23 protein-coding genes are annotated in these 26,251 nt (G+C 70.7%); 6 read left to right on the top strand and 17 right to left on the bottom strand.

The window, feature by feature from the left end; genetic code table 11:
* Nucleotides 1–72: 72 nt before the first annotated feature.
* The 3 genes from MPPM_RS15550 to MPPM_RS15540 are packed head-to-tail and all read right to left on the bottom strand — an operon-like array spanning nucleotide 73 to nucleotide 2,281.
* Entirely contained in the window at nucleotides 73–900 is an 828-nt protein-coding gene (locus MPPM_RS15550) for an ABC transporter substrate-binding protein (protein WP_096485819.1), read from the bottom strand.
* On the bottom strand, nucleotides 873–1,589 hold the full coding sequence (locus MPPM_RS15545) for an ABC transporter ATP-binding protein (protein ID WP_096485818.1): 717 nt from the start codon (nucleotides 1,587–1,589) through the stop codon (nucleotides 873–875). The genes MPPM_RS15550 and MPPM_RS15545 overlap by 28 nt, the downstream gene beginning before the upstream one ends.
* Entirely contained in the window at nucleotides 1,586–2,281 is a 696-nt protein-coding gene (locus MPPM_RS15540) for an ABC transporter permease (RefSeq protein WP_096485817.1), read from the bottom strand. The genes MPPM_RS15545 and MPPM_RS15540 overlap by 4 nt, the downstream gene beginning before the upstream one ends.
* Before the next feature lie 107 nt (nucleotides 2,282–2,388).
* On the opposite strand from MPPM_RS15540, the gene MPPM_RS15535 reads away from it, so the two are divergent.
* Nucleotides 2,389–3,399: a substrate-binding domain-containing protein gene (locus tag MPPM_RS15535; RefSeq protein ID WP_244573322.1), complete on the top strand. Its 1,011-nt coding sequence runs from the start codon at nucleotides 2,389–2,391 to the stop codon at nucleotides 3,397–3,399.
* A gap of 135 nt (nucleotides 3,400–3,534) precedes the next feature.
* Here the strand turns inward: MPPM_RS15535 and MPPM_RS15530 are convergent, their stop codons facing one another.
* The 4 genes from MPPM_RS15530 to MPPM_RS15515 are packed head-to-tail and all read right to left on the bottom strand — an operon-like array spanning nucleotide 3,535 to nucleotide 8,409.
* Nucleotides 3,535–4,785: a molybdopterin molybdotransferase MoeA gene (locus MPPM_RS15530; protein ID WP_096485815.1), complete on the bottom strand. Its 1,251-nt coding sequence runs from the start codon at nucleotides 4,783–4,785 to the stop codon at nucleotides 3,535–3,537.
* A 17-nt stretch (nucleotides 4,786–4,802) separates the two neighbouring features.
* Nucleotides 4,803–5,339, bottom strand: coding sequence for a molybdopterin-guanine dinucleotide biosynthesis protein B (gene mobB / locus MPPM_RS15525; RefSeq protein ID WP_096485814.1), 537 nt, complete (start codon nucleotides 5,337–5,339; stop codon nucleotides 4,803–4,805).
* The gene (locus MPPM_RS15520; RefSeq protein ID WP_096485813.1) at nucleotides 5,336–7,312 is read right to left on the bottom strand and encodes a molybdopterin biosynthesis protein; all 1,977 of its coding nucleotides are present in this window, start codon (nucleotides 7,310–7,312) and stop codon (nucleotides 5,336–5,338) included. Before MPPM_RS15520 ends, mobB begins: the two co-directional genes overlap by 4 nt.
* The gene (locus MPPM_RS15515) at nucleotides 7,309–8,409 is read right to left on the bottom strand and encodes a molybdopterin-binding protein (RefSeq protein WP_096485812.1); all 1,101 of its coding nucleotides are present in this window, start codon (nucleotides 8,407–8,409) and stop codon (nucleotides 7,309–7,311) included. Before MPPM_RS15515 ends, MPPM_RS15520 begins: the two co-directional genes overlap by 4 nt.
* A gap of 219 nt (nucleotides 8,410–8,628) precedes the next feature.
* Between MPPM_RS15515 and MPPM_RS15510 the strand changes: the two genes are divergently transcribed.
* Nucleotides 8,629–9,930 (top strand): c-type cytochrome, encoded by a 1,302-nt coding sequence (locus tag MPPM_RS15510; RefSeq protein ID WP_096485811.1) that lies wholly within the window; start codon nucleotides 8,629–8,631, stop codon nucleotides 9,928–9,930.
* Between the two features lie 29 nt (nucleotides 9,931–9,959).
* Here MPPM_RS15510 and MPPM_RS15505 read toward each other — a convergent pair whose 3' ends face one another.
* From MPPM_RS15505 to MPPM_RS15460, 10 genes are all read right to left on the bottom strand, one after another.
* A complete protein-coding gene (locus tag MPPM_RS15505; RefSeq protein ID WP_096485810.1) occupies nucleotides 9,960–10,133 on the bottom strand; it encodes a metallothionein in 174 nt (57 codons plus the stop codon).
* 176 nt (nucleotides 10,134–10,309) lie between these two features.
* A complete protein-coding gene (locus MPPM_RS15500; protein ID WP_096485809.1) occupies nucleotides 10,310–12,178 on the bottom strand; it encodes a response regulator in 1,869 nt (622 codons plus the stop codon).
* Entirely contained in the window at nucleotides 12,175–13,911 is a 1,737-nt protein-coding gene (locus MPPM_RS15495) for a response regulator (RefSeq protein ID WP_096485808.1), read from the bottom strand. Before MPPM_RS15495 ends, MPPM_RS15500 begins: the two co-directional genes overlap by 4 nt.
* Nucleotides 13,908–14,993, bottom strand: a complete 1,086-nt coding sequence (gene cheB / locus MPPM_RS15490; RefSeq protein WP_096485807.1) for a chemotaxis-specific protein-glutamate methyltransferase CheB — start codon at nucleotides 14,991–14,993, stop codon at nucleotides 13,908–13,910. The genes MPPM_RS15495 and cheB overlap by 4 nt, the downstream gene beginning before the upstream one ends.
* Nucleotides 14,990–17,239, bottom strand: coding sequence for a hybrid sensor histidine kinase/response regulator (locus MPPM_RS15485; protein WP_096485806.1), 2,250 nt, complete (start codon nucleotides 17,237–17,239; stop codon nucleotides 14,990–14,992). Before MPPM_RS15485 ends, cheB begins: the two co-directional genes overlap by 4 nt.
* A gap of 24 nt (nucleotides 17,240–17,263) precedes the next feature.
* On the bottom strand, nucleotides 17,264–18,952 hold the full coding sequence (locus MPPM_RS15480) for a methyl-accepting chemotaxis protein (protein WP_096485805.1): 1,689 nt from the start codon (nucleotides 18,950–18,952) through the stop codon (nucleotides 17,264–17,266).
* A 42-nt stretch (nucleotides 18,953–18,994) separates the two neighbouring features.
* Nucleotides 18,995–19,552 carry a chemotaxis protein CheW gene (locus tag MPPM_RS15475; protein ID WP_096485804.1) on the bottom strand — a complete coding sequence of 186 codons (558 nt, stop codon included), beginning with the start codon at nucleotides 19,550–19,552 and terminating at the stop codon, nucleotides 18,995–18,997.
* A complete protein-coding gene (locus MPPM_RS15470) occupies nucleotides 19,549–21,042 on the bottom strand; it encodes a CheR family methyltransferase (RefSeq protein WP_096487874.1) in 1,494 nt (497 codons plus the stop codon). Before MPPM_RS15470 ends, MPPM_RS15475 begins: the two co-directional genes overlap by 4 nt.
* A 10-nt stretch (nucleotides 21,043–21,052) precedes the next feature.
* Nucleotides 21,053–21,550 carry a chemotaxis protein CheW gene (locus MPPM_RS15465; protein ID WP_096485803.1) on the bottom strand — a complete coding sequence of 166 codons (498 nt, stop codon included), beginning with the start codon at nucleotides 21,548–21,550 and terminating at the stop codon, nucleotides 21,053–21,055.
* Between the two features lie 138 nt (nucleotides 21,551–21,688).
* Nucleotides 21,689–22,171, bottom strand: coding sequence for a Ros/MucR family transcriptional regulator (locus tag MPPM_RS15460; protein ID WP_096485802.1), 483 nt, complete (start codon nucleotides 22,169–22,171; stop codon nucleotides 21,689–21,691).
* 1,088 nt (nucleotides 22,172–23,259) lie between these two features.
* On the opposite strand from MPPM_RS15460, the gene MPPM_RS15450 reads away from it, so the two are divergent.
* The 4 genes from MPPM_RS15450 to MPPM_RS15435 all read left to right on the top strand — a co-directional run bounded on the left by MPPM_RS15450 (nucleotide 23,260) and on the right by MPPM_RS15435 (nucleotide 26,244).
* Nucleotides 23,260–23,655, top strand: a complete 396-nt coding sequence (locus tag MPPM_RS15450; protein WP_096485800.1) for a hypothetical protein — start codon at nucleotides 23,260–23,262, stop codon at nucleotides 23,653–23,655.
* Between the two features lie 31 nt (nucleotides 23,656–23,686).
* Nucleotides 23,687–24,082: a CopM family metallochaperone gene (copM, locus tag MPPM_RS15445; RefSeq protein WP_432419858.1), complete on the top strand. Its 396-nt coding sequence runs from the start codon at nucleotides 23,687–23,689 to the stop codon at nucleotides 24,080–24,082.
* Between the two features lie 843 nt (nucleotides 24,083–24,925).
* A complete protein-coding gene (locus MPPM_RS15440; protein WP_096485798.1) occupies nucleotides 24,926–25,237 on the top strand; it encodes a hypothetical protein in 312 nt (103 codons plus the stop codon).
* 299 nt (nucleotides 25,238–25,536) lie between these two features.
* The gene (locus MPPM_RS15435) at nucleotides 25,537–26,244 is read left to right on the top strand and encodes a carbonic anhydrase (RefSeq protein WP_096485797.1); all 708 of its coding nucleotides are present in this window, start codon (nucleotides 25,537–25,539) and stop codon (nucleotides 26,242–26,244) included.
* Nucleotides 26,245–26,251 lie beyond the last annotated feature (7 nt).

Genomic DNA, 26,251 nt, shown 5'->3' with positions numbered 1-26,251 from the left:
AGATGATGCAAAAACAAAAGCCTAGCGCATCGTGCTGGATCCGATATTCAGCACGATGCGCTAGCCCTTCCGTTAGCCCTTCTTCGCGCTCGGGAAGAACAGCTGCTCGCCGTTGATCTTGTAATCGGCGATGGCTTTCTGGCCCTCGGGCGAGACCAGCCAGTCGATGAAGGCCTGGCCCTCCTTCACCTTCACGGTCGGGTGCTTGTCCGGGTTCACCAGCATCACGCCGTAGGGGTTGAACAGGCGGGGATCACCCTCGACCAGAATGGTCAGGTCGCCCCTGTTCTTGAACGAGAGCCACGTGCCGCGGTCGGCCAGGATGTAGGCGCCGAGCGACGAGGCGGTGTTGAGCGCCGGGCCCATGCCCTGGCCGACGTCGCGGTACCAATCGCCGCGCACCGCCGCGAGATCGACGCCGGCCTCCTTCCAGCTCCGCAACTCGGCGCTGTGCGTGCCCGAGCGGTCGCCGCGCGAGACGAAGGGCGCCTTGGCCGCCGCGACCTTCCGGAAGGCTTCCTCGACCCCCTTGCCGCGGATGCCCGCCGGGTCGTCCTTCGGGCCGATCAGCACGAAGTCGTTGTACATCACGTCCTGCCGGCCCTTGGCGAAGCCCTCGGCGACGAACTTGTCCTCGGCCGGCCGGTCGTGGACGAGCACGACGTCGGCATCGCCCCGCCGCGCCGCGTCCAGGGCTTGGCCGGTGCCCAGTGCCACGACCTTCACCTCAATGCCGGTCTTCTGCTTGAACAGCGGCAGGATATGCTTGAACAGGCCTGACTGCTCGGTCGAGGTCGTGGAGGCGACGACGATCGAGGCCGGCTCGGCCGAGACCGGCGAGACGGCGCCGAGGGCGGCGAGGAGCGAGAGGGTCAGGAAGCCGCGGCGAAGGAAGTCCAAGGCAGTTCTCCGGTGAGGTAGGCCCGCGCCTCAGCGGTGCGGGGTGAGAAGAGGACGGATCGGGTCGGGCCCCGCTCGACGGCGCGGCCGCTCGCCAGCACGATGGTCTCATCGGCGAGCCGGGCGACCTGCCCGAGATTGTGCGAGACGAGGAGCACGGCGGTGCCGGCCCGCGCCATCTCGAGGATCAGGCTCTCGATGGTCTCGGTCGCGGCCGGATCGAGGCTCGCGGTCGGCTCGTCGAGGAGCAGGAGGTCGGGCCGCGTCGCCCAGGCGCGGGCGAGCACGAGGCGCTGCTGCTCGCCGCCCGAGAAGCGCGTCGCCGCATCGTCCGCCCGCTCCGACAGGCCGACGCGGGCGAGCGCCGCCTGGATCCGCTCGGCGCGCTCGCGGCGGGAGAGCTTCAGCGGAATCAGCCCGAGGGCGAGGTTGGCGGCGGCGCTGGCACGGACCAGGGCCGGACGCTGGAAGACGAAGGCGCGCCGGGCGCGCGCGAGGCGCACGATGCCGGAATCGGGCTGCAGCAGTCCGTCGATCACCCGCAGCGTCACGCTCTTGCCGGCCCCGTTGGCGCCGATCAGGGCGGTGATGCCGGAAGCGGCGACGTCGAAGCTCAGTCGATCGAGGATCGGCCGCCCGCCGAGCGTCAGGCTCACCTCTTCGAGATGGACGGCGGGGTCCGCGCTCATCCGTAGGCCTTCACGGCATGGCCGCGCAGGAGCGCGGCGGCGGCGTTCACGGCGAGTACCAGACTCATCAGCACGGCGCCGAGGGCCAGGGCGAGGCTGAGGTCGCCCTTCTGCGTTTCGAGCGAGATCGCCGTCGTCATCGTGCGGGTATGCCCGTCGATGTTGCCGCCGACGACGAGCACCGCGCCGATCTCCGAGATCGCTCGGCCGAAGGCGGCGAGTGCCGCGGTGAACAGCGAGAAGCGGGCATCGTAGATCAGCACCCCGGCGCGCCGCGGCGCGCCGAGACGCAGGGATCGCAACTGCTCGCCGAGATGCGCCTCGGCGTCGGCGATGACCTGACGCGTGAGAGCCGCCACCAGGGGCGTTGCCAGCACGGCCTGCGCCGCCACCATGGCGGTGGGGGTGAAGAGCAGCCCGAACGACCCGAGCGGGCCGGAGCGCGACAGAGCAAGATAGAGGATCAGTCCGACGATCACCGGCGGCAGACCCATGAAGGTGTTGAGCAGTCCGACCAGGGCGTCGCGGCCCGGAAAGCGCGCGACGGCGATCAGCGCCCCGAGCGGAACGCCGAGCAAGAGGCCGATGCCGACGGCCGTGAGGCTGACGCGCAGCGACAGCCACGCGATCGCCAGGACATCCCGGTCGAGCGTCCACAGGCGGGAGAACGTCTCCTGAAGGGTTTGGCTCAAGCGGCGGGCTCGCGGGGCTGCGCGGGACAGGCGGGGATGATACGCCGAGAGGCGCAAGATCAATAGGAAAGGCCTTGCATATGTCCTTCGAGGGTGGGTCCCCTCCGTTGCCCGCTTCATCGGAGCCGGCCCGGCTCGGCGTGCGTCTCCATGTCGAGGGCCGCTGCGAGGGCACGGCCGCCTTCGCGCTGCGCGGCGCCCACGCGCTCCTCGATGCGCTCGGCCGATCGGGATCGCTGCAGGGGGCCGCCGAGCAGCTCTCGGTCTCCTACCGCTCCGCCTGGGGACAACTCGACGCGCTCGAACAGGCGCTCGGACGGCCGGTCGTCGTGAAGACCAAGGGACACGGCAGCGATCTCACCTCCTTCGGCACGGCGCTGCTCGCACTGCTCACGGCCTCGCAGACCCGCCTCGCGCCGGCGCTCGCGGCGGAGGAACTGGCGCTCACGGACGGCCTGCGCCGTCTGCTCGATCCGGCGGAGGCCCGCCTCCGTTTGGCCGCGAGCCATGATCCCCTGCTGCTGGAAGTCATCGAGACACGGCGGGACGTCGACCTGATGGTCGCCGGCAGCCTCGACGCCCTGGCGCGGCTGCGGGATGGCACCGTCGATGCGGCGGGCTTCCATTACGGGTCGGACGGCTCACCCCCGCCGCCGTTCGACACCGTCTTCGCGAGCCGCGATCTGAGGGTCGTCCCGCTGTTTCGCCGGGAACAGGGCCTGATGTTGGCGGCCGGCAACCCGCTCAAGCTGGAAACCATCGCCGACGTTGCGGCTCGGCAGGCCCGCTTCGTCAACCGTCAGCGCGGCGCCGGCACCCGGATCTGGTTCGAGCGGCTCTGCGCGGAGGCCGGCCTCGCGCCGGAGGCCATCGTCGGTCATCACACGGAGGAGTTCACCCATCAGGCGGTGGCGGCGCTGATCGCCACGGGCGCGGCCGATGTCGGCATGGGCACGCGCGCCGTCGCCGAGCGCTTCTCCCTCGATTACCGCCCGCTGGGCTGGGAGATCTACTTCATCGCGATCGGCGCGAGGGTCGGCGTCGAACGGCTCGACGCCTTCCGCCGAGACCTGTCCGACCGTGCCGGACAAGCCTCGGGCTATGCGCCACCCGCGTGATCGAGTCGGTCCTTCGACGTCATCGCTTCGCTGACGCGCGCGATGATCCGGTGACCGCGATCCGAAGCGTTCCGCCGGAGACGGTATGATCCTGTGCGGCGGCGCATTCTCGCGCCGGGCAACCGGATCGTCCGATCACCACAGCAGCGCGTGCGGGTAATAGGCCAGTGTGTCGCCGGGCACGGTGCCGGTCGCGTCGTCAGGCATCTCGACGAGGCCGTCGCTCTCGGTGAGCGAGGTCAGGACGCCCGCGCCGTCGCGCGGGAATTTATGCGCCTCCAGACCGCCATCGGCCGCCCGAGCGAGGCTGACGCGGACGAATTCGCGCCGTCCTGCTTTCTTGCGGTAGGCGAAGCCCGCTCTCACCGGCCAGGGCAGCGGCGGCTCGTAGAGCGCGCCGCCGAGACGGGCCAGGAGCGGACGGACCACGAAGAGCAGCGTGACGTAGACCGCGACCGGATTGCCTGGCAGGCCGATGAACGGTGTGCCCGCCACCAGTCCCGCCGCGACCGGGCGGCCGGGCTTGATCGCGAGGCGCCAGAGCATCAGCCGCCCTTGCGCCTCGACGGCGGCCTTCACGTGGTCCTCCTCTCCGGTCGAGACGCCGCCGGAGGTCAGGATCAGGTCGTGGTCCCGCGCCGCCGCCGCGAGGTGGCCCGGTAGGGTCGCCGGGTCGTCGCGCAGGATCCCGAGATCGTCCACGATGACTCCGAGCCGTGACAGCAGCGTCGCGAGCAGCATCCGGTTCGAGTCGTGAATCGCGCCGGGGCGCAGGGGAGCGCCGGGCTCGGTCAGCTCGTCGCCGGTGGAGAACAGGGCCACGCGCAGCCGCCGCCGCACGGCGATCCGCCCGTGACCGGTGGCGGCGGCGAGCGCGAGATCCTGCGGGCGCAGGCGTCGCCCGGCAGGGATCGCGAGGCCGCCCTGGCCGAGATCCTCGCCGGCCGGCCGCGCATTCGCCCCGCGCTTCAGACCCGCGGGAAGGGTGAGGCGGTCGCCCTCGCGGCGCACGTCCTCCTGCATGAACACGGTGTCGGCGCCCGGCGGCATCGGTGCCCCGGTGAAGATGCGGATCGCCGTCCCTTCCGGCAGCGCCCCGGCGGCGGCACCGGCCGCCAGCCGTCCACTCACCGGCAGGACCGTCTCGCCCTCCGCAACGAGGTCGGCGAAGCGCACGGCGTAGCCGTCGACCGCGGTGTTGGCGAAGGGCGGCAGATCGTGCGCTGCGAAGACATCCTCCGCCGCGATGCGTCCGTCGGCGAGCCCGAGCGGCACCGTCTCGGTGCCGGCGATTACGGGGAAGCGCTCGGCGATCGAGGCCACCGCCTCCTCGATCCGCATCAGCTTGCCCCCGAAGGCAAAGCAATCGTCGGTGAGCTGTGCCATCGCTCAGGATCTTCCGCTCAGGATCGTTCCAGCCGGGCGAGCACCGTTTTAAGGGCCTCGGCGCGTTCGAGGACGAGGCCGGCGATGGCCTCGACATCGTCGAGCCCGACCACCGGCACGCCGGCTTGCGGGAAGGGCACGTCGCTGGCAATGCCGACGATGTGCGCGTCGTCCCCGTGCAGCGGCGGACGGCCGTTGGCCGCGCGGAACACTTCGAGTTTCGGATGTGCCTCGCGCTTGAAACCCTCGACCAGGGCGAGCCCGCTCGGCGTCAGCCGTCGCAGCAATTCGGGCAGCGTAGCTTCCGCGCCCTCCTCGACCTCGCGGATCTGCGCCCAGCGCCGGGCCGAGGAGACGATGACCTCACTCGCGCCGGCTCGCCGATGGACGAAGGAATCCTTTCCCGGATGATCGATGTCGAAGGCGTGGTGGGCGTGTTTCAGTGTCGCGACCCGCACGCCGCGCGCGACGAGCACGGGGATGAGGCGTGCGAGCAGCGTCGTCTTGCCCGCCCCGCTCCATCCGGCGAGGCCGATGACGCGCAGGTCGCTCATGGGTCGCCTCCACCGGGTTCGAATCCGAGTTCGGTCAGGGCCGCGTCGGCCTCACGGGTGCCGAGCAGCGCCAGGAAGGCGGCGAGTGCGGGCTTCTCGCGCTCCGCCTCGCGGTAGGCGAAATCGTAATGCTCCTGCGCCAGCGGCAGGAAGCCGAGGCCGTAGGCCTCCGCGACACTCGAAATCGCCACGCCCCAATCGGCCCGCCCTTGCGCCACCGCGGCCGCGACGGCGTTGTGCGAGCGCGGCTGATTCCAGAAGCCCGCGGGCCGGGTGGCGCCGATCAGCCCGTCCACGAGGAGGCGCGTGCCGGAGCCGGCATTGCGGTTGACCATGACCGCATCCGGATCAGCGAGGGCGGCGCTCACCGCCTCGGCGGCGCTGCGGCCCTCGAAGCGGGCATCCCCACCCCGGAAGACCACGCCCTGCAGACGGCGCCAGCCCGGGGCCAGCGCCATGCCGGGTTCGAGGAAGGGCGCGTTGTAGCGGCCGGTCTCGGGGTCGAGCAGGTGCATGGCGGCGAGGTCGCACTCGCCGCGTCGCAGGGCAGCGAGCCCCCCCGCCGATCCGACCCAGACGGTGCGGGCGCGAAACCCCTGCTCGGCAAGCAGCCCGACCACGCGGTCGAGGCCGACGCAGTGGCTGCCGATGACGGTGAGATCCGGTGGCCGCACGCCGGCGCCGAGGCGCACCACCGAGACCATCTCGCCCGCCTCCATCCCGGAGCGTGCGGCGGGCACGGCGAAGAAGCCGTCGGCCTGGGAGAAGGCGGTGACGGAGCCCGATCCTTTCGGCAGCGGAAGGGCCACGGCGCCGTCTGCTCCCTGCGCGAGCGAAGCCATCACGAATTCGGTACGGCCGAGTTCGGAGGTCAGGCGCTGCGGCAGGCGCGCCCGGACGGCCTCCTCCTCCCGCGGCGGCAGGCCCGCGAGCGCGCGCACCAGCGGCACCACGAACTCATGGAAGGTGAACATCGCCGAGGTCGGAAAGCCCGGCAGCACCACCACCGCCTTGCCCTCGGCGACGGCGAGGCAGAGCGGCTTGCCGGGTTTCAAGGCCACGCCGTGGACGAGGATCCCGGGGCTGCCCAGCCGCGACAGGACGCGGTGGGAGACGTCGCCCGCCCCCTTCGACGTGCCGCCGGAGAGCACCACGAGATCGCCGCGCGCCAGGGCGTCGCGCAGCGCCCCTTCGAGGGCCGCCTCGTCGTCGCGGACGATGCCGAGCGGCACCGGCTCGCCGCCGTTCTCCGCGACGGAGGCCGCGACGATGGCGCCGTTGGAGTCGTAGATCGCACCCGGCCGCAAGTCCTTGCCCGGCGCCACCAGTTCGTCACCCGTGGAGAGCACCGCCACCCGTGGCCGGCGCACGACGGCGATCTCGTCCAACCCGCAGGCGGCGAGCATCCCGATCTCGCGGGCGGTCACCACCGTGCCCTTGCGCAGAACCGTCTCGCCGAATGCCATGTCGGCGCCGGCATAGCCGACGAACTGCCCCGGCCGGACCGGAGCCGTCACGTCGACGGCGAGGGCGTCTTCGAGGAATTCGGTCTGCTCGACCATCACAACGGCGTCGGCGCCGCGTGGAACGACGCCGCCGGTGGCGATCGGCGTCGCGGTTCCGGCGGCGACGGTCCGCGTCGGGGCGACGCCGCAGGCCAGGATCTCGCGGTTGAGTGTGAGGCGGCGGGGCCGCGCGGTGTTGGCGCCCTCCGTGTCAGCGGCGCGCAGGGCGAAGCCGTCTACCAGGGCGCGATCGAAGGGCGGCACGTCGATGGGCGAGGCGACGTCCCGCGCGAGCACTCGGCCGAGGGATTCCGCCAACGGCAGGGTTTCGGCAGGGAGCGCCGTGTGGGGTATCGCCGCACAAAAGGCATCGAGTGCCTCCTCCCGGCTCATCACCGTCAGAAACTGTTCCTGCCGGGCCGCCGCGGCGAGACGCCGGGCGAACTCCCTCTCGCGCTCCGCGCTCACAGCGGCACCACCTCGACCTCGCTGCCGGCGGGATAGCCCTCCCGCTCCGGCGGCACCAGCACGGCCCCTTCCGCCTCGATCAACCGCCGCAACGGCAGTTCGGCCCCACCGAGCGGCTCGATTTCCGAGCCGTGGCATCGGACGAACACGATCTCGGCGAGACCGACCGTGGAGGTGATCTTGCGCCGGAGCGCGCCGGTTCGAGGAGCCGGCTCGGCGGTGCCGGCGAAGGCGGCAATGAGGGGACGGCCGAGCGCCAGGAAGGCGGCGAGCGCGGCGTCAGGACGCCCAGGCAGGAGCAGCACAGGCCGTCCTCCCGCCTCGCCGATCGCCGCCGTCTCGCCGGGCCGGAGGGCGAGGCCGTGCGCGAGCAGGCGGCCGGCTTCGGCCAGCCCTTCCGCGCTGCGGTCGTTGGGGCCGAAGCCGGAGCCGCCGAGAATGAACGTCGCGGCGGCCCGGTCGTCCCCTTCGTCCGTGAGGGCTCGGGCGATCGCAACAGGATCATCGGGCACCGTGACCGTCTCGGCGGTGCCGCCCAAGCGCGTGATCAGGGCCGCGAGCATCGGCGAGAGCACCTCAGGATCGGACATGCCCGTCGCGACGAGTCGGATCCGGACGGCGCGGATCGCGACTTCGCGAAAACCCGCAGCGGCCAGTGCGAGGAGATGATGCGGCGCGATCCTCTCGCCCGCCGCCAGAAGGACGTCGCCCTCGGCCAGGTCTTCCCCCGCCGCGCGGGTACCCTCGCCCGCGCCGATCTCGGCGACGGCGTTGCGGCCCTCCAGCCCCTCGGCGGGCAGCACCGCGTCGGTGCCGGCGGGCATCGGATTGCCGGCCTCGACTCGCACAGGCGGATGCAGCAGCAAAATCGGCGCGTAGGGCGACGCGCCGCCGACATCGGCAGCCGACACGGCAAAACCGTCGTGAAGGGCGGTGAGATCGGGCGGCACGGGGCGGGGGGCGGTGACCGCTGCCGCGGCGATCCGGCCGCAGGCCTCAGTCAAGGGGACGGTTCGCGGCGTCACCGGCGCCGCACGGTTGCGCAGCCATGCGAGCGCCTCGGCCAGCGGCATCAGGGCGGCGGAGGGCGCACGCATCGCTCAGCCGGCCGCGCACGCAGACGATGCGGTGCGCTGAACGGCGACGATGTGCGGGCTGCCATCCTGTCTCATCGTCGTGAGCGATGCGCCATCGCTCGTCGCGGATCAAGGTTCGGCGTCGCGCGGGCTCGCAGCCTGAGACAGAAACTCTCACCCGCGCGGGCGGACACGGCCCCGGCCTCTCGCCTATGGTCCGTCGCGACCGGGTGGAGTGGGATGACGATGCGGGTGAGGCGGATTCTCGGGACGGTCGCCGCCCTGCTGCTCGCGCTGCCGGCGATGGCGCAGATGCGCGGTCACGGCGGGCCGGTGCGGGCGCTGGCGATCACCGGCGACGGCCGCCTGGCGGTGTCCGGCGGTTTCGACCAGGCGGCGATCATCTGGGGGCTCGACACGGGTGCCGCGCTGAGCGTCCTGCGTTTCCACGACGGTGCGGTGAACGCGGTGGCCGCCCTGCCCGACGGTCGTTTCGCCAGTGCCTCGGAGGATGGGCGCATCGCCCTGTGGCGGCTTGGACAAGCCGAGCCGGAACGGATCCTCGAAGGGCATGCCGGCCCGGTCGCCGCCCTCGCCGTGTCGCCGGACGGCTCGGTGCTCGCCTCCGCCGCCTGGGACGGCACCGCGCGGATCTGGCCGCTCGCCGGCGGTCCGGCCCGTGTTCTCGAAGGACACAAGGGCAACGTCAACGCGATCGCCTTCCTGCCCGATGGAGGGCTCGTCACGGCCGGAGCCGATGCGAGCGTCCGGATCTGGACCAGCGACGGCGGAACGGCCGCGACCACGACCCTGCCGAGCGCGCTCAGCGCCCTGGCCGTCACCGGCGACGGCGAGATCGCCGTCGCCGGCGCGGATGCAACGGTGCGGTTTCTCGGACGCGACGGGAGCGGACGCGGACAGGTCGAACTCGGCCCGGCGCCGGTGATCGCGCTCGCGCCCTCTCCCGATGGCACCCGGATTGCCGCAGCCAGCGCCGGCGGGACCGTCGCGATGATCGACCGGGCCAGCAGGACGGTCCTGTTCAACCTCGTCGGACCGGGCCTGCCGGTCTGGTCGGTGGCGTGGCGGCCGGACAGGAGCGAACTCGTCACCGGCGGCGGCGACCGCCTCGTGCGGCGCTGGAAGGCCGGCAGCGGCGAGCCGATCGGCCCGCTCGCCATGCCCCGCCCGGCGGATGCGCTGGCGGCCTTCCACGGCGAGCGCGGCGCGGAGGTGTTTCGCGCCTGCGTCGCCTGCCATACCCTGACACCGGACGAAGCCCCCCGCGCCGGCCCCACGCTCGCCGGGATCTTCGGCCGGCGCATCGCCGCGGTTCCGGGCTACCGTTACTCGGAGGCGCTGAAGGGCATGGACATCGTCTGGACGCCCGAGACGGTCGCCCGCCTGTTCGAGGTTGGACCGGCGCGCTACACGCCGGGCACGCGGATGCCCGAGCAGACGATCAACAGCGCCGAGGACCGCGACGCGCTGATGCGCTTCCTCGCCAAGGCGACGGATCCGCATCCGACCACACCGAACTGAGCCGCGCTCGCCCTCGGATTCGAGAGGGATCAGCCGTGGCAGGTGCAGCCGGCATGGTCGCAGCCGGCATGATCCGGATGGCCGTCGGCGCACTCGTCGCAGCAGAAAGCCTTGTCGTCCCGCGTCACCGCCTTGGACAGGGAGACGACGCAGACGCAGTCCGGGCAGGCGCACTTCACCATCTCGACATCGACGCTGGCCATCGCGGGCATCCTTCGGTGGGGAAGATCCTTTTGCGCCAGCGAAGGGCGGCGCAGGATCATCCTCCTCCGGCCGCCGTCACGACGCAACCCACACGCGCGCACGGCTTTGGCGAATAGGTGTGGGGCATCGCATCGAACGCGACGCGGCCGGCCGCGCGGCGATCCCGTGACGGCCGTCAGGCCGTCGCTTCGAGAAGCTGCGACACCCGGGCCGCGAGTTCGGCGGAGGCGAAGGGCTTCGTCATCACCGGCAGATCGTCCGGGATCTGCACGGCCTCCGCGTGGCCGGTCAGCAGCAGCACGGGCACGCCGGCGAAGCGTTGACGGATCGTGGTGGCGAGCTCGACGCCGGTCATGCCCGGCATGGCGAGATCCGCCACGACGAGGTCGAAGCTGTGGCCCTGCTCCATCAGCGCGAGCGCGCTCCGGCCGTCGGACGCTTCCGTCTCGGAGTAGCCGAAATCATTGAGGAAGGAGGCAGTAACATGCCGGACCTCGGGGTCGTCGTCGACCACGAGGATGCGCGCCGGGCTCGCCGCCGTCGCCACCGTAGGGACGACTTCGGTTTCGGTACCCTCGGCCGTGCCGTCGGCGCGCGGCAGGGCGAGCTCGATTCGGGTACCCTGCCCGACCTCGCTGGTGATGCGCAGGCGCCCGCCCGCCTGCTGGGCGAGGCCGAACACCATGGCGAGGCCGAGCCCCGTTCCCTGCCCCACCGCCTTGGTGGTGAAGAACGGTTCGCAGACCCGCTCCAGGATCTCGGGCGGAATGCCGGTGCCTTCGTCGGCGACCGTGACGACGGCGTAGGTGCCCGGTTTCAGGTCGGGATCGTCGTGAATCTCGGCGCGGCGCGTCGAGATCGTGACGGTGCCGCCCTCGGGCATGGCATCGCGGGCGTTGATGCAGAGGTTGAGCACCGCCAGTTCGAGCTGGTCCGGATCGACCATGGCGAAGGGCATGTCGGGCTCGAGGTCCCGCACGACCCGCACGAGGCTGCCGAGGCTCGAACCGAACAGCGCGCTCATCCCCTCGATCAGCGCGTTCGGATCGACGGGCCGGGCATGGGCGTCGTTGGAGCGGCTGAAGCTCAGGAGGCGCTTGGTCAGGGCAGAGCCGCGCTGCGCCGCACCGGTGGCATTGTCCACGAGGCGCTTGACCCGTGGCTGATCGGCGATCTTCGGGCCCACCAGTTCCAGGCTGCCAAGGATCGCCGTGAGCAGGTTGTTGAAGTCGTGGGCGATGCCGCCGGCCAGCGTGCCGAGGGCCTGCATCTTGTCGGATTGGCGCAGGCGCGCCTCCAGGCTCTTCTGCTCGGTGACGTCCCGCTCGATCGTCGCGAGATGCGTGATCTCGCCGGCGCCCCCACGGATCGGCACGCGGATGACGTGCGACCAGCGCTCGGCGCCCAGAGCGCCGCGGGCGATCACCGTCGAGCCCGCCTCCCCGGCCGCGATCGCGCGCCGGTCCACGGCCTCCGCCTCGCGGGTCTCGGCCGTGTCGGCGACCTCGACCTCGGTGCGGCCGAGGCATGCCTCGACCGTGCTGCCGACGAGGCCGGCCTTGCGCGCGTTGAGGCGGACGAACCGGCCTCGAGCGTCCTTGAAGGAGATCGCCTCCTCGGCGTGATCGAGGAGGCCGCGCAGCAGGGCGCGCTCGGTGGCAAGGTCGCGGCCCAGGCGGTGGCGCTCGTAGGCATTGCGCACCGTGGCGCGCAGGAGCGTCGGGTCCCAGGGCTTGGCGACGTAGCCGATGATGCCGCCGCGATTGAGCGCCGCGATCACCGCCGAGATATCGGCGTAGCCGGTGAGCAGGATCGCCTGCGCCTCGTGGAAGCCTCTTGCCTGGGCGAGGAGGGCGTCGCCGGTCATGCCGGGCATGCGCTGGTCGGAGACCACGACGGCGATGTCGGGCTCGGCGCGCAGGATGTCGAGCGCTTCCTCGGGCTTGGCCGAGGTGAGCACCCGGTACTCGTCCTCGAACAGATCCTCCAGAGCGATCAGGATGTCCGGCTCGTCATCGACGGCCAGGATCGTGCCTTTGCTCATACCGGTGCCGGTTGCCTCGGAATGCCGATGACGAAGCTCGCGCCGCCGCCCGGCGCCGTCTCCACGGTCAGCGAGCCGCTATGCGCCTGAACGACGCTGTACGCAATCGCCAAGCCGAGTCCGGTCCCCGATCCGACGGGCTTCGTCGTGAAGAACGGCTCGAAGATCTTTTCGCGTAGATCCTCGGGAATACCCGGTCCCGTGTCGCTGATACGGATCATGTCGGTCTCCGCATCCGAATAGGTCGAGACCGTGATGGTGCCCTCGCCGTGGATCGCGTCCGCCGCATTGCCCAGGATGTTCATCACGACCTGATTGAGCAGCGCCGGCGTGCACGAAATCTCCGCGCGGCCGGAGAAATCGCGCTCCACGTGGATACGCGTGCCGAGCTTGTGCTGGATCAGCGCCAGCACCGTCTCGATCGCCTCGGGCACGTTGACGAGGCCGCGCTCGCCTTCGTCGAGCCGCGAGAACTTGCGCAGGTTGAGAACGAGCTCCTGAATGCGGGTGAGGCCGAGCCGCATCGAGCCGACCCGGTCGCGCGCCTTCGTCAGGGCGCGCCGTCCCTCCGGCGCCTCCGGCGGCTGGAGTTCGCCGAGAAGGCGTTCCACCGTGCCCTGATGCGCCAGGATGAAGGCGAGCGGATTGTTGATTTCGTGGGCAATGCCGGCGACGAGCTCGCCGAGCGAGGCCATCTTGGCGGCCTGGACGAGCTTGGCCTGAGCCTCCGTCAGCTTGCGGTTGGCATCCTCCAGATCGCGGTTGGCCTGCTCAAGCGCGTCGGCGAGGGCGGCGCGGGCGGCGGCCGCCTCGGCCTCGGCGCGGGCGCGCTCGACCGCCCGCTCGCGGTCGCCGAACTCGCCGGAGATGCGGCGGTTATCCTCCTCCAGCAGGCGGCGGCGGACGAGGCCGCGCACCCGCATCGCCAGCACCTCGCCGTCGGCCTTCGACACCACGTCGTCGGCGCCCGCGGCGAAGGCGGCGACGAGCAGGCTCTTGTCCGGCTTGTCCCCGGCCATGCCGACGAGGGGAAAGGCGTTGCCGCCTCCCTCCGGCGCCATCATGCGGCGCTCGGCGATCTCGGTGCACAGAGCGATGCCGTCATAGGCGCTGCCGACGAGGTCGAGGGTCACGCAGTCGAACCCGGCTCCGGGCTCGTCCAGGGCGGCGAGCGCCGCCGAGCGGTCGGCCGCGGCGACGACGGTATGACCCTCCTGGGTCAGCAGGCCGGTGAAGAAGGCCCGGTACGTGGCGCTGCCGTCGACGACGAGCACCCGGCCCCGGCGGAAGGCGGCACCCGATGGCCCTTCCGTCGCGCTGCTCTTGCGCTCGCGCAGGAGGGCGCGGATGCGCAGCACGAGCAGGTCGCGGTCGGCCGATTTCTCGACATAGGCGTCGGCCCCGCTCTCGAAGCCGTGGCGCTCGCCGTTGCGGGCGCTCGTGAGCATCACAACCGGCAGCGCGCGCGTGCGCAGCGACAGACGCATCTGCCGGGTAAACTCGTCGCCGTTCATGCCGGGCAGGTGGTGGTCGGCGACGACGAGATCGGGAAGATCGGTGTTGAGCAGATCGAGCGCGGCTTCCGCGGTGGCGCAGCGTTGTACGGCAAAGCCCTGCGCCTCGAGCTGCAGGCGCAGTTCGAGCGCCTGGGTCTCGGAATCCTCCACCAGCAGCAGCCGGTGACCCGGCGGTGTGGCGGGTGATGCCTGTGAGGGCGCTGCGCGCGCGGTCATGACGGCTTCCTCTGCGCGAGCCGCACCAGATGGGGCGCCACTTGATCGACGGGCAGGACGCGGGAGGCCGCGTTGAGGCGTACCGCCGCGGCGGGCATGCCGTAGACGACGGCGCTGCTCTCGTGCTCGGCCACCGTGGCCGCACCGGCCTTGCGCATATCGAGCAGTCCTTGCGCGCCGTCCTCGCCCATGCCGGTGAGGAGTACGCCGATGCCCTGGGCGCCGGCCTGCCGGGCGACGGAGCGGAACAGCACGGTCGCCGCCGGGCGCTGGCCCCCGACGGGGGCCGCGTCGCTGACCCGAAGTGTGCCGTTTGGACCGAGTTCGAGATGGCGGTCGCCCGGCGCGACGTAGACGTGACCCGCCTGAATGGTCTGCCCGTCGCGGGCCAAGTCGACGGAGAGCGTCACCACGCCGTCGAGCCATTTCGCGAAGCCGTCCATGAAGGCGGCGCCCATGTGCTGGACGAGGAGCACGGGCAGCGGAAAATCCGCCGCGAGGCCGCCGATCACCTTGGCGAGCGCGGGCGGCCCGCCGGTCGAGGCGGCGACCGCGAGCACGGTCGGCGCCGCATCGGTGTCCGAGAGGAGCGGCAGTTCAGGTGCGGGCGCGGTCTTGCGGGCGCTCCATTCCGCGCCGATCGGCCGGCGGCGGATCACCGGCACGGCGGCCATGATGCGCAGCTGCGTGCAGATCTGCCCGGCGACCGCCTCGTAGCCGTCATTGGTGGTGGCCACCGGCTTCTCGACCACCGACAGCGCGCCGGCCCTCAGCGCGTTCATCGAGATCTTGAGCGAGGAATCCTCGACCGAATCGGCGATCACCACGATCGGTGTCGGCCGGCTCGCCATGATCCGCCGCGTCGTCTCCAGCCCGTCGATACCGGGCAGGCGGATGTCCATGGAGATCACGTCGGGCCGTACGGTCTCGATCGCCGCCAGCGCCGCCTCGCCGGACTCGACCGCACCGGCCAGTTCCAGCCGCGGATCGCGGGCGATGATGTGGGTGAGGAGGATCCGCACCACGAGCGAATCCTCGACAACCAGCACGCGAACGCGCGGATTCTCAGTTCCTCCGTTCACAGCAGTTGACCGATGGTATCAAGGAGTTCGCGCTGATCGAATTTCTGCTTGGTGAGGTAGGCGTCGGCCCCGAGTTCCAACCCCCTCGCCACGTCCTCCTCGTCGCCGCGCGACGTCATCAGCACGATGGGCAGCCGCGCGAAATCCTCTTCGGCCCGCAGTGCCTCGACGAGACCGAAGCCGGTCAGGCGCGGCATCTCCACGTCGGCGACCACGAGGTCGACCGGTTCGATGCGCGCCCGAAGGCGATCGAGCGCCTCCTGCCCGTCGACGCAGACGATCACGCGGTAGCCCGCCGCTTCCAAGATGCTCTTCTCCAGGGTGCGGGTCGTGATCGAGTCGTCCACGACAAGAATCGTCGAACGTCGCTTTTCCGGGATCGTTCCGCTGCCGTCCTCCCCTGTTTTGGACTGGGGCCGAGCGGCGCGCGGACCGGCGCGTCCCAGGCGGTCGATGAGTCCGTCGGGATCGAGGACGAGGGCGGGCGTATCGGTGCCGAGGATCACCGTTCCGGTGACGAGGGCGGGATCGCTGCCGATCGGCGGGGCCGGCAGGACGAGCAGCGTGCGCACTTCCTCCAGATGGTCGACGGCGAGCAGGCAGCGCCCGCGCGTCCCGCGCAGACGCACGGTTGGGATCGTCGCCCCCTCGGCCCGGCCGGATCCGAGGCCGAGCAGGTCGCCGAGCTCGGCGACGGGCAGCGTCACCGCCTCGCCGCCTTCCGCCACCTGGGCAACCGGGCGGCCCGCGACCGTGGACAGAGATTTCGGGTCCAGCCGCGTGAGCGCCTCCGCCGCGCCGCTCGGCAAGGCGAAGCGGTTGCCGCCGGCCGTGACGATCAGCACCGGCCGCCGCGCCGCGGAGAGCGGCAGGGTGAAGATCAGCGAGGTGCCGTGCGGCTGACGGCGGGCGAGCTGCACCTGTCCGTGCAGGGAGCGAGCGACCTCGGCCGCCACCGACAGGCCCATGCCCCGGCCGGACAGCGCATCGACCGCTTCGGCGGTGGAGAAGCCCGGCTCGAAAGGAAGAGCGAGCAGCGCCTCGGCATCCAGGCTCTCGCCCGGCGCGATCAGCCCGCGCCCGCGGCCCGTCGCCTCGATCGCCGCCAGGTCCGGTCCCCGCCCGTCGTCGTGAATGCCGAGGACGAGCCGGCCGCCTTGGGCCTCGACGGTGAGCATGATCGAGAGGGAGGTCGGCTTGCCCTGTCGCTGGCGGGCCTCCGGGCTCTCGGCGCCGTGGCTGAGCGCGTTGCGCAGGGCGTGCAGCACCGGATCCTTGAGCGCCTGCAGCATCGCCCGGTCCACCGGCACGTCGAGCCCGCGGGTGGTGACGTCCACCTCCTGACCGTCGGCGCGCGCCATGTCGCGCACGGCGCGGGCAAGGCCGCCGAATACGGTCTCGGCGGGAACCAGCGCGAGGCGCTCGGTCTCCTCCCGCAGGCGCCGTGCGGCCGTCTCGACGGACAGGACGACGGCCTTGTGCCCCTGCGCGAGGTCGGCGGCTTCGCGGGACAGAGCCGCCAGACCGGTTTCGATTTCGGCGAGCGCCTGTCGCAGGGTGGCCGTCTCCGATGCGGCCGCTCCGACGGACGATGAATCCGTCACGCGGCGAGCGGTCTCGGTACGCCGCCGCAGCGCGGTCGCGTTCGCCGACAGCCGCGCGATGCGCTCGGCGACGCTCCCCTGCCCCGGCAGGACTGCCCAGAGTCCGTGGCTCGCCCGCGACAGCGATTCCACGGCCGAGGCGGGGATGCGCAGGACGGCCTGCGCCGGCTCGCTGGATGGCTCGGTCGTCGCCGGTGCGGCGGGCGGTGAGGCCGGAGCGGTCGCGGCGGCGGGGGCCGCGTCCGGCGAGGGTTCGGCCGGTGCCGAGACCGGCGGCGCGTCGGGATCGAGGCAGGCGTTCAGCGCCGCCAGCGCATCCTCGGGCATGCGGGCCTGCCCGCTCGCGCTCGCGGCCACGAAGGCCTCGATCCGGTCGAGGGCGAGATGGGTGGCGGCCCGCGCAGCGCGGTCGAGCGGGCGCTGCCCGGCGCTGATGCGCTCGAACAGGGTTTCGAGCTGGTGCGAGACCGCCTCCACCGGCGGCAGGTCCACGGCGCGGGCGGCGCCCTTCAGGCTATGGGCCCGGCGGAACACGTCGTGCCAATCGACCGGACCCTCCGCGGCAAGCGCGGCGCGGATCGCGTCGAGATGCTCGCGGTGCTCGATCTCGAAGGCGGCGAGGAGCTGCTGGCGGATGTCCATGCGGCGGGATGCTGATCCGAACCGCTAGAGCCGGTAGCGCTCGGCCAGCGCCATCAGTCCCTGCGCCAGTTCCGTGAGATTGGCCGAGGCGGTCTCGACTTCGCGGGTGCCGGCGGCGGTCTGCTGGCTCGCCTGCCGGATGTTCTGCAGCGCGCCCATCACCTGCTCGATGCCGAGCTGCTGCTGGTTGGTCGAGGCCACGATCTGCTGGAAGGTCTGCACGCCTTCCTCCACCCGCGCGGCCATCTCCTCGATGGTGCGAACGGTCGAGTCCGTGCGGTTCTTCCCGGCGGCGGCGCGCTTGACCGCCTCCTCGGTCAGCATCACCGAGGCGTTGATGCCGCGCTGGATCTCCCCGAGGATGCCGCGCACCTGCGCGGTCGCCCCCTTCGCCTGATCGGCGAGCAGCTTCATCTCGGAGGCGACGATGGCGAAGCTGCGCCCGCTCTCCCCCGCCGCGGCCGCCTCGATGGCGGCGTTGAGCGCGAGGAGGTGGGTGCGCTCTGAGATGTCGTTGACGGTGACGATGATCTCGCCGATCGCCTGGGTCTTCTCCGAGAGCGCGACGATGTTGCCGGCGACCGCCTCGCCCTGCTCGCGGATCGATTCCATCGCCTTGGCGGTGTCGGTGGCGGCGCGCAGTCCCGAGCGCGCGGTCTGCGCGGCGGCCTGGGCGGTGGCGATGACCTCCGTCGCCCGCTTCGAGATCTGAGCGCCCGAATGGGTAATCTCGTCGACGGTCGCGGCGGTCTCCTGAACGGCGGCGAACTGCTCCTCGACGCTCGCGGCCTGCTCCTGGGCCGAGGCGCGAATTTCGGCGGCGGCGGCGTTCAGGTCGGCGGTGGCGGCGCGGTTGGTGCGGGCGAGGTCGGACAGGCCGGCCACCATCCGGTTCAGCGTGTCGCCGAGCCGCCCGATCTCGTCGTTGCCGGTACGGTTCAGCCGTCCGGTCAGGTCGCCGTCGCCGATCTGCGCGACGAAGCGCATCACGTCCTCAAGGGGTCGCACCACCGCGCGGCTGATCAGCACCGTCACCAGGATGGAGAGCAGGATTGAGGCCGCCACGGTGATCGCAACGGAGAGGATGCTGTTGCGGTAGATCTCGCCGACGCTGCGCTGACCTGCGCCGATAACTCCGTCGAGGGCCGTGCGGGCATTGGCGATGCTGCGCAAAAGCCCGTCGTGGAGCCGGTTGACCTCGTCGTTCTTGCCCTCGACTGATGCGATGTCGCGCGCATCGACCGCGCGCAATTGCTGGTCGCTCGCGTTGCGGACCTGGCGGAAGGCTTCCGCGGTCTCGGACATGACGGCGCCGAGGCGGCCCCAGGCCGCGACGCGCTCCGCCGAGAGCGCTCCGCCTTGGTAATCCTTCACCTCTCCGGCGATGGTGTTGAGAAGCCGGTCCAACTCCGACACGTTCTGGCGCCAGCTTCCCAGAAAGTCGTCCGACCGGGCCGATGGCGACGTCGTGTTGCCCTGCGTCAGCAGGGCGATCACCGCGTTGCGCCGGACGAGCCCCATGTTGCGGGCGACGTTGCCGAGATCGTCGAGTTGGCGCAGCACGCCGACGTCGCGGGTCACGATCAGGTCGGTCATGTCGCGCACGCTGCCGATCTGGCGCAGGGCGTAGGCGCCCAGAGCCGCCACGATCAGGCTGGCCGCCACGAAGCCGAGGAGGATGCGTTTTCCGATCGAGAGCGACACGGGCGACATGGCTCCGGCAGGCGGTGCGGGGAGGGTTCGAGACCTGGACCGTCAGGTCGAGAAGCGGGCGAGCAGGGCCGGCAGATCGACGAGGGAGAAACCCTCGTGGATGTCGCCCGTCCTGTCCGAGCCGGGCGGTGCATAGCCCGAAAGCGGGCCGCGTCCCAGACTTTCCGGTTGGTTCATCGGTTGCGCCAGCGCCACGTCGATCCGGGCGATGCCGATCACGCGGTCGACCGAGAGGGCGATCGGCGGCTCCTGCGCGCGCAGGCGCACCACGTGGCCCCCATCCTCTTCGCCGGCGCGGTCAAGCCCGAGGCAGGCCGCGAGGTCGAGCACGCTAACGATTGCGCCCGCGACGGCCGTGATCCCCTTGAGTGCCGGCGGCGCGCCGGGCAGGCCGGTGCAGGGCCGCTCGGGCGCGACACCCGCCACCGCCGCGAGCGGCAGGCCGTACCGCTCCCGCCCGCAGGCGCAGACGAGATAGGCCACGGTCTCGACCGTCTTCTCCTGCTCCGCCCCGCGCGCGGCCAGCGCGACGGCGCGCGCGTCGAGCAGCGCGGCATGGCGCGCCTTCGGGTCAGCTCCGGCGGTCAGACCGATCTTCATGCGTCGCTGACCTTCAGACCGGCCAGGACGCGGCGTGCGCTCTCGGCCAAGCGTGCGGCGCTCACTCCGTCTCCCTCCGGCAGGATCGTCTCGGGCCGCAGTCCTTGCGCGAGGCGGAGCGCGTTGTCGAGGGCACGGGAGGCCTCGCCGCGGCGCCCGCCGCGGGAGAGCAGCAGACCGAGCTGGAAATGGGCCATGATGAAGCCGCGGTCGAGAAACAACGCACCCCGCAGAGCCCGCTCGGCCTCCCGCTCCCGCCCGAGATCGAGCGCGAGAAGTCCCTCGTAGTAGCGCAGAGCCGGATCGGTGGCGTAGCCGTCGATCTCCTCGTGCAGCCGGCGCCAGGCCCGCGCCGTCTCGCCGGCATCGGCCAGCACGCGGATCTCGGCCAGGAGATCGCCCGGCGAGAGCGGGTGATCGGTCGCGGGTGACGCGGGGAACGGAACCGGCTCCGGCGGGATGGCCGGCCGAGGATCCGGTATCGGCGCGGGCCATGGCACCGGAGGCGCGTCCGTCACCAAGTCGGGCGGCGGAGCGAGTGGGATCGGCGCCGCATCGAGTATCGCGGGGACGAGAACGGGCGGCGGCTCGATCGTCGGCGTATCGATCGGGCGATAGGCGACCGTTCCCGGCAGGGCGATCGGCTGCAGCCATTGGGAGAAGGTCGGGTTGGGCTCGGCATGGCCGATCAGGAGCCAGCCCCGCGGGTTGAGCCGCTCGCCCAGCGCCCGCACGATGCGGTTGACGTGATCGGGACTGAAATAGATCAGGACGTTGCGGCAGAGGATGAGATCGAAGCTCGCCGGCGCCCGATCACTGCCGTCGATCAGGCTCAGCAGGTTCTGTCGCTCGAAGCGCACCATGCGGCGAAAGGCGGGCCGCAGGGCGTAGCCGCCATGCGGCAGACCCGGCCGCGCCGGCGTGCGGCGAAACCAGCGGGCGCGCTCCTCCGTGTCCAGGGTGCGCAGGGCCCACGGTCCGAATTCCGCTTCGCGGGCGGTGGCAAGTGCCGCCGCGCTCAGATCGGTGCCGAGGATCGTCACGGTCCAGTCGGCGAGCGCCTCGCCGAGCAAATCATGGACGAGGATGGCGATCGAGTAGGGTTCCGCCCCCGTCGAGCAACCGGCGCTCCAGATCCGCAGGCGGCGCGTCTCGCGGCGCGCCTCGATCAGTTCAGGCAGGATCGTCCCGCGCAGGGCGGCGAACTGCTCCGCATAGCGAAAGAAGAAGGTCTCGCCGATGGTGATCTCGGCCTCGAGCGCGGCCCATTCCTCCCGGCCGGCGGCGCCGTCGAGCAGGCTCAGATAGGCGGCGCAATCCGACAGGCCGCGGATGCGCATGCGCTTGCGCAGACGGTCGTAGAGCAGGTCGTCCTTGTCTTCGTAGTAGTTGTGCCCCGTGCGGGCGATGATCCGCGCTTTCAGGGCGGGAAAGTCCGGATCGACCGTCGTTCCCGCAGCGCGTCGCGCCCGCTCCTTGGGGGCCGTCACGACGGGGGCCTCAGACGGGATGCGCCCCATCGGGCTCGAACCGGGCGAGGCGCGTCGTCGCCTGCCGGGTCAGCGCATCGAGCCGGGTCCGCTCCTCCAGGGTGAGGATCCGGTCGAGCGAGAGGAGATGCACGAGTCGATCCGCCCAAGCGAACTCACCGACCACGCAGCCGTTCAGGCTGCGGGCAGCTTCCACCGGACGCAGGGCATCCGTGTCGATCTGGATGAGATCGAGTGCCCGATCGACGAGGAAGGCGATGGCGCCCTGCCGTGCCAGCAGGACATGCCGGTAAGGATCGTCGCCGGCCGCCGAGCGCAGATCGAAGAGCGCCGCGAGATCGACGACGGGCAGCGGCTCGCCGGCCAGGTTCAGGAAGCCGGCGAGCGGACCGCCCGCGGCCGGCGGCGCGTGCAGGCGCGGCAACGGGAGGATCTCCCGAATCTCGCCCCGCGGCAGCGCGCAGATCGTGCCGGCAATATCCAGAAGAAGGGTGGGCAAACCCGCCATCGCATGTCCTCGGGGCGGCTCGCCGCCGGGAGCGGAGGGAAATCCGCTCGTCGTCTCGATCATGCGGTTGACGCTCGCCGAAGGCAAAGGTTTCACGACCGAACGATTTGCCCGGCCGTCGCGGCGGCGAGCGTCGAATCAGGCGACCTTCTGGCGCGAGCGCGACTTCGGCTCGGGCGCGGGAGCCTCGTCCTCGATACGCCCCCCCGGCCGGCCGAGGCCGATCGACTTCGCCAGGGCGGAGCGCTGCGCGGCGTAGTTCGGAGCGACCATCGGGTAGTCGTTCGGCAGGCCGTAGCGCTGACGATACGAGTAGGGGTCGAGGCCGTGGGTGCCGAGATGGCGCTTGAGCGTCTTGTAGGGCTTGCCGTCGATGAAGCTGATGATCGCGTCCGGGGTGACGGACTTGCGGATCTGCGCGGAGGACGGCTTCTCGATCACTTCCTCGGCGGGAGCGGCGGCGGCCTCGGGGCTGCTCAGGCCGGTCAGCGCGGCGTGAACGTTGATGATCAGGCCCGGAAGCTCGGACGCGGGCACTGAGTTGTTCGACACGTACGACGAGACGATGTCGCTCGCCAGCTCTACGAAGTCATTGAACGATTTTTGGTTTTCTTCTGTCATTCTGCCTGTCCGTTCCGGGGGCCCCCGGGCGCCAAGATCATACGCGATGCGCAACGATGCAAGAGAAGAATTGAAAAAACTACGTCAGGCTTGTGGGTATTGATGGGAGAGCACTCAAGTCCATCATTGCCGACAAAGCGTAGAAGGTTAAGTGGAGGACAAGCTCGGGTGGGCCAGAGGTGTATCTGAGCTAAACCTTTGCCCGGCCGTCTCGCGCGATTTGGAGGGAGTGGCCTCGCCTGGGTTGCGATCTAAGCGACGAGCAGACCTTGGAATTCTCGACCCTGATCGCCATCGGTGGCGATGCGCGGCCGCAGAGTTTGCGAGAAGGGTAGCCTCTGCCACGGTACGGGAGCGCCCCTCGTTCGCGGCTCTCTTTGCCCCTGTCTGTGCCCGAAGGTCCGTGATAGGTCTCGGCGTCGATGACGTCCGCCCGTCCCATAGCGCTTTGGCTGGTTGCAGCGATCGTGGCGATCGCCGCATCGCTCATTCCGTGCGGCGCCCAGGCGCATGGCGACCACCGGCCTGCGCCGCGCGCGCAGGCTGTGCCCGCCGCGGCACCCGACATCATGACCACCGGAGATCTCGTCGCGGCTGCGCGCTTCTCGATCTTCTTGACCGCCGTTCCGAAGGGCTCGGTGAGCGAGGCCGGTCCCGTCACGCGTGCCTCCCTAGACTGCTCGGCCGGCGGTGCGTGCGGACATCCCCCGTCGTCCTGCTGTGCGGCCGCACTCGTGCCTTCGCCGCTTCCGGGATTGCCCCCTTTGGCGGCGCGTGATCGCGCGCGTGCCGGCGATGCACCGCTCCTGTCGGGCATCGTGCCCGACACCCAGGTCGAACCTCCCCGACGCGGGGCCTGACCCGCCTCATCCGGTGCTGCGTGGCCGGCTGACGTCGCCTCGACGGCACGCGCCCAATCGACAGTCGGGTCGTTCCATGGCGGCGCTGGCAGCGCCCAAGCATCCGGACGTGCCATGCCTAAGCCGCGGCATCCAGCGGCGCCCTCGATGCGCGGATCGCGGCACGAAAGCCGCGGCCGCCCGACCGAGAGCATCAGACACTCATTCCATCATTCAGGGAGACGACCGTTGAACCGTGTCTTGCATTGCGCCGCCCTGGCGCTCGCCCTCCTCGCCGCGCCGGCGAGTGCGCAGCATTCCGGCAGCAACTCTCACGATCACGACCATCCGCCCGGCCCCAACGGCGGGCGCATCGAGGGTGCGGGCGCGTGGCACGCCGAACTCGTGACGCGGGCCGAGACCGTCTCGGTCTATCTGAGCGACGGCAACGGCAAGCCCGTGCCGGTCGACGGCTTCTCCGCGGTCGCGATCTTCAAATCCGGCGCCAAGACCGCGCGCATCGTCCTCAGCCCGGATGGCGGCCGGCTGACCGGCAAGGCCGAGACGGCTCTCGGGGAGCGGCCCACCGGCGCCGTCCGCATCTCCGCGCCCGGCGGCGTCGCCGCCAGTGCCCGCTTCGACTAATGCTCCGACTGATCCAAGGACGCACCCGATGATGAAAGCGTATCGCTCCGCCCTCCTTGCCGGCCTCCTCGTCGGCCTTCCGGCCGGTCCGGCCACGGCCGGCGACGGGCATCACCATCATCAGCACGGCGGGCCGGCGGCAAAAACCGAGCTGAACGACAGCCCTGCGACGCGGGCGTTTCGCGACGCCGACGCCCGCATGCATCGCGACATGGACATCCGCTACACCAACGATGTCGACGCCGATTTCGTGCGCGGGATGATCCCGCACCACCGCGGTGCGATCGCGATGGCGAAAATTGCCCTCGAACATTCGAAGGATCCTGAGATCCGCAAACTCGCCGAGGAGATCGTCAAAGCGCAGGATGCCGAGATTGCGCAGATGGACGCGATCCTGAAGCGCAAGCAAGACACGAAGGGCCGCTGAGGTCCGCGCGACGCCACGGGAGTCGGCCCAGCTCACCCCGCCGGGCCGACCGACCCTCGTCGCGCCGCCGCTTCGAAGCATCCTCCGGTCGAACCGGATGCCGGCTTGGCGAACATGCGCGCGTTGCCGCTGCGGCCAAGCCGATAAGACTTGGGCGCATCAGGTCGGATCCGGCTTCAGACTTTCTCGCGACAGATCCGCCCGGTCATCGTTCTGCTTTCGTCTGCGCCGCCGCCGCGGCAGATGCGTGCCGGACATCCCGGGCGGCCCGATCCGCCTCTGACACCGCCGAAGACGTTTCGCGCCTGCCGCCCGTTGCGCATCGTCGAGAGCGATCTTTGCCGGTGCCGCCCGGCCTCCTGGCGCCATCGACCGGAATAGTGCCGCGTTCGCTCGTTCTCTCACCTGCGGATCATCCAGCCATCTCTCGGCCGATCGCCGACGTGACCGCTGCCCACACCACATCCATCGGATCCCCTCGGGATGACGGATCTCGACTGCGCGCAAGCACCGCGCGGGCTCGTCGATGCCTTGTCCGCTCCGATCAGGCGGAACCCGTCGCATCCGGATCGATCCGCATCCGGCCATCACGGGTCACTTTGTCGATCGGCGGACGGATTAAATCCTGAAAGTTCTCATTCAAATTTCATCCTCATCTGAGGACTTTCTGAGCGATGTCGCGTGCTCCTGCGCACCAAGACGGCAGAAGCTCGGGATTAATTTTTTACAATAACTTGGTGATAAAACGCACTTTCAAAATATAAATCCCGGAATTACTCTCCTAATGCAGTCAGGTAACAAGAAAAAAACTTCGGTTCTCAGGGATTAAGAGAGGAATTCGACATGAAGCGCATGATGACTATCGGTATGCTGTCGGCGATGGCGCTTGCGTTGCCGATCTCGGCTCAGGCACAGGACGGTGGAAGCGGCAGCCGCCAGCAGGCCGGCGGCGGCTTCATGAGCAGCTACGTGGACGATCCCTACCACGACCCCCGCTCGCTCCACTCGCAGCGGATGGGCACCGGTCAGATCCTCGGCGCGCCGATGCTCAGTGAGAACGCGGGTGCCAAGGGCGGCGTGGCCCGCTCGGCCGTGCGTCGGGGTGCGGTCGAGCCGCACTGGGCCGCGGGCACCGCGCCGCGGCGCGCCCGGTAAGGGCCGGCTGCCTCGCGGCGTTTCACGCGCCGCAGGGCGGACCGCGGTCTTCCGCAAAGCCATGTCCGGTCGCCCGTTCGGGCCGACCGGGCTCTCCGGACGACATCGTACCGGCTCTCACGTCGCCGCAGATCTTGCCGCGGCGCGGGCGGCCTTGTGCCTGACGGAGGCGCCGGTCAGCCGGCGTCCCGTCTGGTGACCTTCGCGACTCGGCAGGCGGAGCCCCGCCTGTCATCCAGCCAGCACTCATGCGTCCCAACGCGGCTGCTCACGCGTGGTGACGGACAGCGAGGTTTGCCGTGGACGGCATTATTCAAGGTCTCTCGAACTTCCGCGGAACGATCTTCCCGGGCCAGCAGCAGATGTACCAGCAACTGGTGCGCGACGGTCAACAGCCGCAGGCGCTCATCATCGCCTGCGCCGATTCTCGTGTCTCGCCGGAGCATATCACGCAATCCGGTCCGGGCGATCTCTTCGTGTGCCGCAACGCCGGCAACATCGTCCCGCCCTTCTCGCAGCAGAACGGCGGCGTCTCCTCCGCCATCGAATATGCGGTCGTGGCGCTCGGCGTGCGCGACATCGTGATCTGCGGCCATTCCGATTGCGGGGCGATGAAGGGGCTGATGAACCCCGAGGCCCTGGGCAACATGCCCAACGTCGCGGCTTGGCTGCGCCACAGCCACGCGGCGAACCGGATCGTCTGCGAAGCCTATCCCGAGGGCATGGATCCGAAGGATCGACACCGCGCCCTCGCTCTCGAGAACGTGGTGGTCCAGCTCAACAATCTGCGCACGCATCCGAGCGTGGCGGCGGCGCTCGCCCGCGGCGGGCTGCGCCTGCACGGCTGGTTCTTCGAGATCGAGAGCGGGCAGGTGCTGGCCTATTGCGGCGACCGCGGCTGCTTCGTCCCGATCGACGAGGCCACGGACGTGCCGGTGGCTCAGGCTCCGGCCGCGCGGATCGCCACGCCGGAATTTGCCGGCCTCCACGCCGTCGCGGCCGAATAGGGACTTC

The organism is Methylorubrum populi, assembly GCF_002355515.1.
In the GTDB taxonomy this organism is placed as follows: domain Bacteria; phylum Pseudomonadota; class Alphaproteobacteria; order Rhizobiales; family Beijerinckiaceae; genus Methylobacterium; species Methylobacterium populi_A.
This window is presented reverse-complemented; position numbering and strand designations above follow the sequence as displayed.